We start from the raw sequence: 11,954 nt of genomic DNA on the forward strand, positions 1-11,954 counted from the left end.
TAACTGCTAAGGGGAGGAAAGTCCGGGCTCCAGCGAGGAACGGTGCCGGATAACGTCCGGCGAAAGCAATTTTAGGGAAAGTGCCACAGAAAATAGTCCACCGCATTTCGATGCGGCCAGGTCGAAACGGTGCGGTAAGAGCGCACCGCGTTTTTGGTAACAGAAACGGCAGGGCAAACCCCACCGGGAGCAAAACCGAATAGGGGCGGCATATGGCATCCTCCTGCCAGTCGCCCGGGTTGGTTGCATGAGTGCCGCAGCAATGCGTCGCCTAGATGAATGGTCGCACATCCGCTTCGGTTTCCCGAAGCGGAGGACAGAACCCGGCTTACAGACCCTCTGGCTTTTTACCCCATGCGCGATACGCAAAGATTAAAATCGCGATAATAATGGCTTCAACAATCATCGGTGGGGCGACAGGCGCACTATAGCCGTCGATTGCGATGCTGAGGAAGCGCCCAAACAATGTCGCGCCCAACAGCACCAAAGCAGCGAGGATAGCACCTTGGTGCTGCCGCACCGCAGCAAACAGCGTCAGAACTGAGATCCCAAGGAACAGTCCGCCAACATCTGCGCGCAAGTTCGCACGACCAATATCACCAACGGCTTGCATGCCGCGCTCTGCCGCTACCGCGTCAAGGTCAAACCAATGCTGGCCAACGCCAAGCAAAGCAATGACGCCGATGGCGGCGACCAAAATTCTAGTCAAGATTATCATATTTCCCCCCAAGTTGACGCGCACGTCAATATTTACATATTGGCATCAATATGTTCTGTTCCATGACAAGCCAATTCTGGAGGGCTAAGTCAATGTCGATTGTGCTACGCACCAAGAATATCATCTTGAAACCATCGGATGAATGGAATGTCATTACGTCGGAACCTGCTACTGTCGGTGGGCTATTAACGGGTTATGCAGCGCCGTTGGCGCTGATACCTTTAGTTTCTACCATATTGTTTACCGGGCTATTGGGTATTTCAGCCGCCGACATGATGGGGCTTGGCAGTGCTATCCCAATGGACCTTATGACCATAACGGGCATGGCAGTCGTTGATTTCATTCTGTCACTTGTCATCCTGTGCGTGATGGCAGCTATCATTAAGCTGGTGTCGCCAAGCTTTAACGGCACGTCGGACAAAGTGCAGGCCATGAAGTTAATGACCTACGCCGGTACCCCAAGTGCTGTAGTGGCGTTGGTGAGCTGGATACCCTTTTTGGGGGCATTGCTGAGCTTTGCTGCAATTGTTTATGGAGTTTACCTGATTTATCTCGGTCTACATCCCGTACTGGGCGTTCCAAAGGAAAAAATTGCCGGGTTTACGGTGGTCATCATAGTCATTTATGTCGTTCTTGCTTTGGTCATATCTGGCATCGCCGCAGGACTGCTCTATACGACGTTTTTAGGCAATCCGATGATGGGCGGCACGTTGTCCGGCGCATAAATTGCGTTTGCGCCCCTAGCAAAATGCGCATGCCGCCGCTAAGTCGGCGGCATGGTGCGATCTACGCGACGAAATGACTGGGGTTTTCCCCGCTGGCGGGGCTACGGAAGTAGTAGCGAGGCACAACAAGTACGCCTGTGTGATCGATATGGCTGCAACAAGGCTGGAAACTGCCCAGCGCCAAAATCTCCTAATAATCCCGAACGCTGGATGTTCTGTGAAGAGCATGCGGGCGAATATAATCGCGGTTATGACTATTTTGAGGGACTGACCAAAGAAGAAGCCGATGAGCGCGAGGCCAATGAACGCCGAGATTCCTCGGGCTATAAGGAATCAGCGCATTATGGTTGGGCAGGGTCCGGCGATGGCAGCCGCAGCCGCGATGAAATGCATGCACTGGATATTTTAGGCCTCGAAAGCGATTCCACTTTTGAAGATGCCAAAAAGGCTTGGCGCAAAATTGCCAAGGAAACGCATCCTGATGTGAACCCCGGCAATGCCGATGCGGCCAAGGCCTTTCAGGCAGGGCAGGCGGCCTATGACGTCCTACGCGTGGCGGAAGAACGCCGGGAGTGGAAAGGCTAGCCTCTCTTGTGCCGCCGAATATGCGCGCCTATATGGCGCCTGTGAGACTAGATTCGTCGCCTTTACGGAACTTTGCCGCTATTTTTATACTGATGGCGCTGGCGATGCGTGTCATCATTCCGTCCGGTTATATGCCATCAGCGGAACGTGGTTTTGCGCTAACTATCTGCGCAGGCATGGATACCCAAACCGTCTGGATGGATAAAACAGGCAAGCTGCACAAGGAAGATCCATCAAAAGGCAAATCGGTTGAACACCAACCTTGTGCTTTTGCCGGTGCTGCTATTGCGGCGGATTTTCCTGCGACAGCGTTGCAAATTGCCATGCCACCTGTTGCGGGGGCGACACCCGTTTTTGCCAAGCGCGAAGTATCGGTTGGCGCTGGTTTAGCCGCGCCGCCACCTCCGGCCTTTGCGCTTTGGCTGGGTGTTCGGCCAGCTCAGATGGCATAACGCGCGGCTGTTTCGCGGATAAGAGCAATCATATTGGGAATGCCCTGCGTCCGGTTTGAACTGAGTTGGTTTTTCAGATCAAACGGGGCGAGGGCATTTTCGATATCAGTATCCAAAATTTCGGCGGCGTTTTTGCCGTCCACCGTTTTGAGGACAAGCGCGATGATGCCCTTTGTAATCGCGGCATTGCTGTCTGCCATAAACGAAAGTTGGTTATTGTCGGTGACCGGATAAACCCAGACACTCGCCGAGCAACCCCGGACCAAGGTCGCATCGGTTTTCAGCGCATCTGGCATAAGCGCTAGTTCGCGGCCAAGATCGATCAACAAACGATAGCGGTCGTCGGCTTCGAGGAATTCATATTCTTCTTGGATGTCAGTGAGTGTGGTCATGGCGACCCGCATATGGCTACAGGGTTTAGATATCAATCCCTGCAGCGATAGCCTCAAGTTTTTTGACGCGCTATTCGACGGACCTAAGTCAAGCAGAGGAGGTAACTGACTTTCGCGAGGCGACCGAGAAATTTGAAAAGGCAGTCTTGGAGCTAGCGCTAGCAAAGTCTCGTTACAATCAACGACAGACCGCCAAAGCGCTTAATCTCAGTTATGACCAGCTGCGCCACACGTTAAAAAAACACGACCTGCTGGGATAAAAAAAGGGGTGGCATGTGCCACCCCTTCTTTGAACCCCAGATGTCCGAATTTAGCCGCCGTTAAAGCTGACCATCGTGTACAGCATCGGGATCGACAGTATTGTGTTGAGACGTGATGTCATCATCGCTGTGGTAGCTGCCTTCGCCTTTGTCGCGTCATCCGCTTCCACAATGCCAAGCGCTTTCTTTTGGTTCGGCCAGATAATGAACCACACATTAAACGCCATGATAACGGCAAGCCACATGCCAACGCCGATCAACTTATAAGGGTCTTGCAACGTAAAGGCCTGATGGGCGTAACCAGCTTGAACGGCAATGATGAGGCCAAACAATACGGTCAGCGCCGCACCCCAGCGGAAGAAAAACAACGCCGATGGCGCGATATGCTTCGAAATGCCGGGCTTAAGTTCGGCAGGCACTTTCGGCATGGTAGGGATCTGTACAAAGTTGAAATAATACAACAAACCGATCCAAACGATCCCAAAGAATGTATGCAGCCAGCGTGTGATCGATTGCGCTGTGACCGCGTCTCCGTGCAAGCCAAACATCACTGCAAATGACAGTGCGAGACCAGCGACCAGCACGAGATGTAGATTTCCAAAAAACTTCGCCATTTTTTCCTCCTGTAGGCATTCAGGCAGTATTGCCCCTGACATAATGCTGCCTATCTCGATGGCAGGGGCTTGTCACATATTTTCTGCGTCTACAGCATCGGATCACGGCAACGGCGTATTCCGCGCCGATCAAAACTAGGTCCTGACCATGACGCTTATCCCTGTGGGGGAACCTCGGCTTCATCGGTGAGCTTTAAGCCATGACGCATGAGCATGGGTATATTGGCTAAAGCGAAAAGGAAGGTGAGGGCGGTCACGCCCCACACTTTGATCGTAAGCCATGTGTCGAACGAAAACCATTCGGGCCGGCGGAAAATTTCGTTTAATCCTGCCAGCGCGAGGAAAAATAGGCCCCAGCTGCGTGACAGTTTTAGCCAACCAGCTTCGCTTAGACCCTGATAGGCCGCTTCTAGCACATATTTCAGCATGGCTTTGCCGCGTAACGCGCCACCCAGTAAAAGCGCCGCAAAAAAGGCATAAATGATTGTCGGCTTAATCTGAATAAAGCGTTCGTCGTGAAACCAGATTGTCAGCGCGCCAAAGAAAATGCCCAGCGCGGCCGTTAACTTTAACATTGGCGAAATCTTGCCGAGTTTGAACTTCGAGACGATTACCGCAACGATGATTGCGGCCATGAATGCCGCTGTACCGACAATCGCGCCTTGTTTCGGGTCCGTATCGGAACTGCCGAATTTTGACGCGATAAAGAACAAAAATAAGGGCCCGAAATCGAGGACGAAGTTCAGCGTGCCTGATGGCTTTTGTGTGGGAGTGACTTCGCTCACAACGAACCGCCGCTAATCGCGCGGGCAACATCTTGCGGGTTAAACGGCCGCAAATCATCAATGGATTCGCCAACGCCAATGGCGTGGATGGGCAAACCAAATTGCTTGGCTGCCGCGACCAGTATGCCGCCGCGCGCGCTACCGTCCAATTTTGTCATCACAAGACCGGTCACGTCAGCCACTTCCTTAAAGGTTTCAATCTGCGACAAGGCATTTTGACCCGTTGTGGCGTCCAGGACGAGCACAACATTATGCGGTGCGGCTGGGTTCAGGCGGCCCAAAACACGGCGAATCTTGGCAAGTTCATCCATAAGCTCGCGTTTATTTTGTAAACGGCCCGCCGTATCGACGATCAGGACATCAATCCCTTCGGCCGTTGCCTTTTTAACGGCGTCAAATACGACGCCCGCCGCATCGCCGCCTTCGGGGCCGGTGACAATCGGCACGCCAATGCGTTCGGCCCAAATCTTCAACTGGCCAATGGCGGCAGCGCGAAAGGTATCACCCGCCGCCAGCATGACGCCATAATCCTGTTCCAGAAACAGGTTGGCGAGCTTTGCGATCGTTGTCGTCTTACCTGAGCCGTTGACGCCAATGACCAAAATGACCTGCGGTCGCGGGAATGCATCAATTTCCAGCGGGGAAGCGACCGGCGCAAGGACCGAGGCAATTTCATCTTCCACGATCTGCCTTATGCCATCGGCATCAATGCCCTTATCAAAGCGGCCAGCGGCAATCTTGTCACGGATTTGTGACGCCATGGCTGGACCGAGGTCAGATGCAATCAACGCATCCTCAATCTCATCGAGGTCGCTTGCGTCAAGCTTTGCCTTGGTCACAAGTCCAGCAATATTCTCCGTCAGCTTACCTGATGTTTTTTTCAGGCCGCCGAACAAACGGTCCGTCCATCCAGCATTTTCGCTCATTCGATAACCTCTGCCTGTAAAATCTCGTCTTGGATATGGGTAACACGGGCTGAAACGATGCGGCCTTCGGGCATTATCTTATCCAGCTTCAGATACGCGAAATTTTCCGCATGACCAGCCAAGCCGCCGCTTTCGACGGCAACATTTTGGACGGTGCCAATAAGCGCCTTTATCCAAGCAGCCTTCTCGGTGGCCAAGGCATCACGCAACGCCTTCGCGCGGGACTTAATAGTCTGCGGCGGCAATTGCGGCATACGCGCCGCTGGCGTACCCTTTTTGGGCGAGTACGGAAAAATATGTCCATGAACGATATTGCATTGGCGCACGAGGTCGACGCTGTTGGCAAACATGGCGTCATCCTCGGTCGGGAAACCGGCGATGATGTCCGCGCCAATCGCAATGTCTGGCCTTTTTGCTTTCAACCGCGCAACAAGGTCAATCGCCAGTTCACGGCTGTGGCGCCGTTTCATACGTTTCAGGATCATGTTGTCGCCTGCCTGCAATGACAGATGGACATGCGGCATGACGCGCGCTTCGCCAGTCAGCAGGTCAAACAGCCTTTCATCAATCTCCACGCCGTCGATGGACGAAAGACGCAGGCGCGGAAGGTCTGGCACAAGTTTCAATATGCGTTCGACCAATGAACCCAAATTGGGCTGTGCCGGCAGGTCATGGCCATAGCTGGTGACATCGACACCCGTCAGCACGACTTCTTGAAAACCTGTATCCACCAGCTTTTGAATATGTTCGATAACGCTACCCGCTGGAACCGAGCGACTGTTGCCTCGGCCATAAGGGATGATGCAAAAGGTGCAGCGATGGTCGCAGCCATTTTGCACCTCAACAAAGGCGCGCGTCTTACCGGAATAAGCGGTGACCAAATGCGGAGCGGTTTGCGCGATGGTCATAATGTCCGATACCACCACCGGGCGGTCAGGGCGTTCGATTATCTCGCGCAGCAATGCGGCATTTTGCTTTTCATGATTGCCGAAGACGCCAGCAACTTCGGGCATATTCTGAAAGGTTTCAGGCTCCACTTGTGCGGCGCAACCCGTGACCCACACACGGGCATCTGGGCGACGCTTATGCGCTTGCCGAATGGCTTGGCGTGTTTGGCGGACAGATTCATTGGTGACCGCGCAACTGTTAATGATGACAATGTCGTCATGCCCTGCGAGTTGCTCGGCCAAGGCATTGCTTTCTGCAAGATTAAGGCGACACCCCATGCTGATAACTTCGGGCTTCTGCAAAGGGACGTTCATCCAAAATCATCCCAGTCCGCTTGTCCGGTAAAAACATAGGTCGCGCTGCCCGTCATGATCACAGGCTGCCCCGGTGCCCATGCGATGGTCAAACTGCCACCCTTTTGGTGGACAATGACGGGGGATTGGACCTTGCCTTGCTTAATGGCGGCAACGGCGGTGGCACAGGCCCCCGTGCCGCAAGCCCCCGTCAGGCCTGCGCCGCGTTCCCATACGTTAAGACGGATTTCATTGCCTTGAACGGACCCCACATTGACATTTACACGTTCTGGAAAGGCTGCGTCATGCTCAATGATTGGGCCAAGCCGCGCGAGATCAACCTTATCGGCGTCGTCGACCAAGAACACGGCATGCGGATTGCCCATGTTGACCGCCATGGGGTTTTCCAGCTCTTCCCAGGCAAGCGGCAGGGAACCACTGTCCATAGCAAAAGCGAGCGGAATGTCTTGCCAGTCGAACTTGGCTTCACCCATGGAAACGGTCACGGCGTTGCCGGACAATTGCCCTGATATCACGCCACCTTTGGTCTCGATTTTCAGATCTTGCTGCAACAAAGCCACGACACAGCGTGAAGCATTGCCGCATGCTTCAACTTCGCTGCCATCAGCGTTAAAAATGCGCATAGCGACATCGGCAATTTGGGACTTGCCCAAAAGGATTGTTTGGTCACAGCCAATGCCGAACTTCCGGTCGGCAATTGCCCGCGCGCGGGACGGCGACATTTCCATGGGACATGCGCGCGCATCGATAATGACGAAGTCATTACCCAATCCATGCATTTTGTGAAATTCGCCTTTTGCCATCCACGGCGATTTAGGGGCTGCAGGCCGCAGTGTCCACCGCTCATGCGACCCGCTATCGGTGTGGGCGCAACGCGGAATGATTTGCGTTTTGCAAAGCCTGTTGATAAAGGCCCGCGATAGGCAGGCAATCTGCCATTCATAATTTGATGGAAATCCGTAGTTTCCAAGCTGGTCGGCGAAGATTCGCTCACCGGCTTTTATTCGTTTATGCCTCATTTGAGGCGCTTTGGTAAGGAATGTCGATGTTTGACAAGCTGAGTGACCGATTAGGAGGTGTGTTTGATCGCCTGCGTGGTCGCGGTGCGTTGAACGAAGCCGATGTGCGTGAAGCGATGCGCGAAGTGCGCGTTGCCTTGCTTGAGGCGGACGTTGCATTGCCCGTTGTCCGTGAATTCATCGACAAGGTGACCGAGCAAGCCGTTGGCGCGCAGGTCCTGAAATCGGTCACGCCAGGTCAGCAAGTTGTCAAGATCGTTAACGATGCACTTGTCGAAATGTTGGGCGCTGAACAAAGCGACCTGAATTTGGCCGTTGCGCCGCCAGCGATCATCATGATGGTCGGTCTGCAGGGTTCGGGTAAAACCACTACAACTGCAAAAATCGCCAAGATGTTGAAGGCGAAGCAGGGCAAGAAAGTCCTGATGGCGTCGCTCGACGTCAATCGCCCAGCAGCGCAGGAACAGTTGGGGACGCTCGGCACGCAAACTGAGGTCGCGACCTTGCCCATCGTGCAGGGGCAAATGCCCGTCGACATCGCCAAACGTGCGTTGCAGGCGGCTAAATTACAGGGCTTTGATGTCCTCATCCTCGACACCGCTGGTCGCTTACATGTCGACCAGCAATTGATGGACGAAATGCAGGCCGTGGCGAAGGTCGCCGTGCCGCAGGAAATCCTGTTGGTCGTGGACTCGCTTACAGGCCAAGATGCCGTCAATGTCGCGAAAAGCTTCGGCGAACGCGTTGATCTGACAGGTATCGTGCTCACGCGTATGGATGGTGATGCACGCGGTGGTGCGGCATTGTCGATGCGCGCCATTACCGGCAAGCCCATCAAATTTGCAGGTGTCGGCGAGAAGCTGGATGCTATTGAGGCATTTAACCCAAGCCGTGTCGCGGGCCGTATTCTTGGAATGGGCGACGTCGTCGGCTTGGTCGAACGCGCGTCCGAAATGGTCGAAAAAGAGGACGCGGAGAAACTCGCGGCCAAAATGGCCAAGGGTCAGTTCGACATGGACGACCTGCGCACCCAATTCCGCCAGATGACCAAGATGGGCGGCCTTGGCGCATTGGCTGGCATGATGCCCGGCATGAAAAAGGCCAAGCAGGCGATGGACGCCAGCGGTATGAACGATAAGTTGCTTGTACACATGGATGCCATCATCGGGTCGATGACACCGAAAGAACGTGCCAAACCAGAATTGCTGAACGCCAAGCGCAAGATCCGCATTGCCAAAGGCTCCGGCATGACCGTGCAAGACGTCAACAAGCTGATCAAAATGCACCAGGAAATGGCAAGTGCCATGAAGCGCATCCGCAAAATGGGCGGGCTGAAAGGCCTTGCGGCGATGTTTGGCGGCGGCAAAGGTGGCCTGGGCGGCGGCGATTTGGGTGGCGCGATGGAGGGGATGCATGGCCTTCCCCCCGGTGCAATGCCACCTGGTATGGGCGGATTCCCCGGAATGGGCGGTGGTGGCGGGATGTCACCTGACCTCGCAAGGCTTTTGAATAAGAAGAAATAAGATATTGTTTAATTTGAATATTTCAAGAAAGGTGAGTTAGTTTTATGGCATTATCAATGCGTTTGTCGCGGGGCGGTTCGAAAAAGCGTCCTTATTATAAAATCGTCGTAGCCGACGCACGTGCACCGCGCGATGGTAAGTTCATTGAGCGTATCGGCAGCTACAATCCGCAGGCGCCTAAGGATAGCGCTGAGCGCGTTATCCTCGACACCGAGCGCGCGAAGCATTGGCTCGCCGCTGGTGCGCAACCGTCGGACCGCGTAGCCCGCTTCCTTGACGTCGCTGGCGTCAAAGAGCGTAAGGTCAAGAACAACCTGAACAAGGGTGAGCCAGGCCAGAAAGCCAAGGATCGTGCCGAAGACAAGGCTACTAAGCTTGCAGAAGCTGAAGAAGCTGCCGCAGTAGCTGCCGCAGCTCCGGCACCTGAGCCAGAGCCTGAAGTAGTAGCCGAAGAAGCGCCTGCCGCTGAAGAAGCTGCGCCTGCTGAGGCTGCTGCTGAAGAAGCACCTGCAGCTGAAGAAGCTGCACCTGCTGAAGTGGTTGCGGAAGAAGAAGCGCCTGCCGAAGCCGCCGCCGAAGAAGCGCCTGCTGCGGAAGAAGCTGCACCAGCTGCTGAAGAAGAAACTGAAGAAAAGGCCGAGGGCTAAGCCTTGGCTGACAACACCGTCACGCTTGCCGCCGTTTCTGGCGCGCACGGCGTGACGGGCGAAGTCCGTCTCAAGCTGTTTGCAGACAGTCTGGACAGCTTGAAACATTATAAGAGCTTCAATGACGGGGCGTTGACGGTCAAGTCGCTACGCCCGACCAAAGACGGCGCTATCGCCCGTTTTGCCGAAATCAACGACCGCAATGCAGCGGAAAAGCTGCGCAGCACACTCCTAACGGTTCCGCGGGAGGCTTTGCCCGAATTGGGTGAGGGTGAATATTATTATAGTGACCTATTGGGTTTGCCGTGCATATCCACCGATGGCACGGACCTTGGCACTTGCGTCGCCGTCGAAAATTTCGGTGCAAGCGATGTGCTCGAAATTCAGATGCCGTCTGTTGATGGCAAACCCGGCAAAAAGTTCATGGTCCCGATGACCACCGATGCCGTTCCCGAATGGGGTGAGCGGATAGTGATTGATTCCGACTTCGTCATTTAGTATATACATTGCGTATACACAGAGGCGGTTATGGATAAAAACAATGAGTTAAATGAGGAACGGCGGGCTTTCAGGCTTGCCCGGACATTCGGCTCTGCGCCTTGGATGAAGACAAATGAAAAGCAACGGCATAAGACCAAAATCTTCAAATCTGGCAACTCGCTAGCGGTCCGCATTCCGGCGGGTACTGATTTAGTAGCGGGGATGGAGATGGAACTGGTGGTGGAGCATGGGCAGTTCCTGTCTTACGAACCCGTCGATCAACCCAAACGCAAGTTCAACATTGCCAAGGTTGCTGGATCGGCAAAGGGCCTGAAATATGTCGAAAGAGAGGACCGTTCGTTCGAACCCCGACCGTCTTCAATCGATGAAAAGGCGCGCGACAAGTGAAATATCTGCTCGACACCAACATCATTGTTGCCTTGACTGAAAACGCTGATGAAAACGTTGTCATGCGTGCGGCACTATGTGACGTTGGCGATATGGTCACATCATCTATCGCGCTCGCGGAAGTGGCTTTTGGCACAGAACGTGGTGCCCCTCCAACGATGGAACTGCTTCGGGCATTTGTGGAGGAGGTCCCCGTCCTCGACTTTGATTACAAGGCTGCTTTGGCATACGCGCAACTGCCATTCAAACGGGCAAGCTTTGACCGGTTGATCGCGGCCCATGCCGTTTCGCAAGATCTGATTGTTGTCACCGGTAATGCGAAGGACTTCGCCGACGTGCCGGGGTTGAAGGTAGAGAATTGGACGGTTTGATGACCTACCTCGCCCAAATCCTCACCCTTTACCCTGAAATGTTCCCGGGACCGTTGGGAATATCCTTGGCTGGCCGTGCACTGGAGGAGGGGAAGTGGTCGTGTAGCCCGATACATATCCGCGACTTTGCAACGGACAAACATCGGACCGTTGATGATACACCCGCGGGCGGCGGGGCAGGGATGGTCTTGCGCGCGGATATTCTGTCGGCGGCAGTGGAACACGCAGCGGGACTTCATTCCAATATTCCAATCCTTGCCATGACCCCGCGTGGCAAGCCAATCACGCAGGCGCGCATCCGTGAACTTGCGGCTGGGCCCGGCGTCACCGTGCTATGTGGCCGGTTTGAAGGCTTTGACGAACGTCTTTTCGACGCACATCCTGAAATTGAACAAGTTTCCATGGGGGACATCATCCTGTCCGGGGGCGAAATCGGGGCGTTGATGTTGTTAGACGCTTGCATTCGGCTGCTTCCCGGCGTAATGAGCGCCTCTTCAAGCGGTGACGACGAATCCTTTGAACAAGGATTGCTTGAATATCCGCACTACACCCGACCCAATGATTGGGAAGGGCGTATGATCCCTGAAGTGTTGCGATCGGGGGATCATGCGAAAATAGCTGCTTGGCGGAAACAACAAGCAGAGGAAATTACTCGGTTACGCAGACCGGACCTTTGGGGGCGTTACAAAGACGCCCGGGTTCAGCCTGCCTCTGACGTGCGACAAAAGAATAAGGATTAAATGGGGCATGAACCTCATCCAAACACTCGAAGCCGAAGCTATTGCAG

General features: G+C 54.3%; 15 protein-coding genes, 1 other RNA gene and 1 pseudogene. 11 read left to right on the forward strand and 6 right to left on the reverse strand.

The window, feature by feature from the left end; translation table 11 throughout:
• From rnpB to Q0O33_RS09880, 4 genes are all read left to right on the forward strand, one after another.
• An RNA gene (gene rnpB / locus Q0O33_RS09865) (RNase P RNA component class A) lies at positions 1–347 on the forward strand; the annotation flags it as partial.
• A 463-nt stretch (positions 348–810) separates the two neighbouring features.
• Complete coding sequence (locus Q0O33_RS09870) at positions 811–1,443, forward strand: Yip1 family protein (protein ID WP_295498998.1); 633 nt, start codon at positions 811–813, stop codon at positions 1,441–1,443.
• 51 nt (positions 1,444–1,494) lie between these two features.
• The gene (locus Q0O33_RS09875; RefSeq protein ID WP_125230064.1) at positions 1,495–2,028 is read left to right on the forward strand and encodes a J domain-containing protein; all 534 of its coding nucleotides are present in this window, start codon (positions 1,495–1,497) and stop codon (positions 2,026–2,028) included.
• A gap of 20 nt (positions 2,029–2,048) precedes the next feature.
• On the forward strand, positions 2,049–2,480 hold the full coding sequence (locus Q0O33_RS09880) for a hypothetical protein (protein WP_295499001.1): 432 nt from the start codon (positions 2,049–2,051) through the stop codon (positions 2,478–2,480).
• On the opposite strand, the gene Q0O33_RS09885 is transcribed toward Q0O33_RS09880, so the two are convergent.
• Positions 2,468–2,872 (reverse strand): SufE family protein, encoded by a 405-nt coding sequence (locus Q0O33_RS09885; protein ID WP_295499004.1) that lies wholly within the window; start codon positions 2,870–2,872, stop codon positions 2,468–2,470. The two genes, Q0O33_RS09880 and Q0O33_RS09885, sit on opposite strands and share 13 nt — an antisense overlap.
• 62 nt (positions 2,873–2,934) lie before the next feature.
• Here Q0O33_RS09885 and Q0O33_RS09890 point away from each other — a divergent pair, with 62 nt between their 5' ends.
• Positions 2,935–3,132 carry a helix-turn-helix domain-containing protein gene (locus tag Q0O33_RS09890; protein ID WP_295499007.1) on the forward strand — a complete coding sequence of 66 codons (198 nt, stop codon included), beginning with the start codon at positions 2,935–2,937 and terminating at the stop codon, positions 3,130–3,132.
• 50 nt (positions 3,133–3,182) lie between these two features.
• On the opposite strand, the gene Q0O33_RS09895 is transcribed toward Q0O33_RS09890, so the two are convergent.
• From Q0O33_RS09895 to dapF, 5 genes are all read right to left on the reverse strand, one after another.
• A complete protein-coding gene (locus tag Q0O33_RS09895) occupies positions 3,183–3,746 on the reverse strand; it encodes a urate hydroxylase PuuD (RefSeq protein WP_295499010.1) in 564 nt (187 codons plus the stop codon).
• Between the two features lie 155 nt (positions 3,747–3,901).
• Complete coding sequence (locus tag Q0O33_RS09900; RefSeq protein ID WP_295499013.1) at positions 3,902–4,531, reverse strand: inner membrane-spanning protein YciB; 630 nt, start codon at positions 4,529–4,531, stop codon at positions 3,902–3,904.
• On the reverse strand, positions 4,528–5,457 hold the full coding sequence (gene ftsY / locus Q0O33_RS09905) for a signal recognition particle-docking protein FtsY (RefSeq protein ID WP_295499016.1): 930 nt from the start codon (positions 5,455–5,457) through the stop codon (positions 4,528–4,530). Before ftsY ends, Q0O33_RS09900 begins: the two co-directional genes overlap by 4 nt.
• The gene (gene mtaB, locus Q0O33_RS09910; protein ID WP_295499039.1) at positions 5,454–6,707 is read right to left on the reverse strand and encodes a tRNA (N(6)-L-threonylcarbamoyladenosine(37)-C(2))-methylthiotransferase MtaB; all 1,254 of its coding nucleotides are present in this window, start codon (positions 6,705–6,707) and stop codon (positions 5,454–5,456) included. Before mtaB ends, ftsY begins: the two co-directional genes overlap by 4 nt.
• 8 nt (positions 6,708–6,715) lie before the next feature.
• Positions 6,716–7,522, reverse strand: coding sequence for a diaminopimelate epimerase (gene dapF / locus Q0O33_RS09915; protein WP_295499019.1), 807 nt, complete (start codon positions 7,520–7,522; stop codon positions 6,716–6,718).
• Positions 7,523–7,764: 242 nt separating this feature from the next.
• Between dapF and ffh the strand changes: the two genes are divergently transcribed.
• From ffh to trmD, 6 genes and pseudogenes are all read left to right on the forward strand, one after another.
• Positions 7,765–9,261, forward strand: coding sequence for a signal recognition particle protein (gene ffh / locus Q0O33_RS09920; protein ID WP_295499022.1), 1,497 nt, complete (start codon positions 7,765–7,767; stop codon positions 9,259–9,261).
• A gap of 44 nt (positions 9,262–9,305) precedes the next feature.
• Positions 9,306–9,767: pseudogene (rpsP, locus tag Q0O33_RS09925) on the forward strand (30S ribosomal protein S16); the annotation flags it as partial.
• A gap of 144 nt (positions 9,768–9,911) precedes the next feature.
• Entirely contained in the window at positions 9,912–10,406 is a 495-nt protein-coding gene (rimM, locus tag Q0O33_RS09930; protein ID WP_295499028.1) for a ribosome maturation factor RimM, read from the forward strand.
• A 30-nt stretch (positions 10,407–10,436) separates the two neighbouring features.
• Positions 10,437–10,796 carry an AbrB/MazE/SpoVT family DNA-binding domain-containing protein gene (locus tag Q0O33_RS09935; protein WP_295499031.1) on the forward strand — a complete coding sequence of 120 codons (360 nt, stop codon included), beginning with the start codon at positions 10,437–10,439 and terminating at the stop codon, positions 10,794–10,796.
• Entirely contained in the window at positions 10,793–11,167 is a 375-nt protein-coding gene (locus Q0O33_RS09940) for a type II toxin-antitoxin system VapC family toxin (protein ID WP_295499034.1), read from the forward strand. The genes Q0O33_RS09935 and Q0O33_RS09940 overlap by 4 nt, the downstream gene beginning before the upstream one ends.
• The gene (trmD, locus tag Q0O33_RS09945; protein ID WP_295499037.1) at positions 11,167–11,907 is read left to right on the forward strand and encodes a tRNA (guanosine(37)-N1)-methyltransferase TrmD; all 741 of its coding nucleotides are present in this window, start codon (positions 11,167–11,169) and stop codon (positions 11,905–11,907) included. Before Q0O33_RS09940 ends, trmD begins: the two co-directional genes overlap by 1 nt.
• Positions 11,908–11,954: the final 47 nt, after the last annotated feature.

This window comes from Sphingorhabdus sp. EL138 (genome assembly GCF_945862485.1).
Classification (GTDB): domain Bacteria; phylum Pseudomonadota; class Alphaproteobacteria; order Sphingomonadales; family Sphingomonadaceae; genus Sphingorhabdus_B.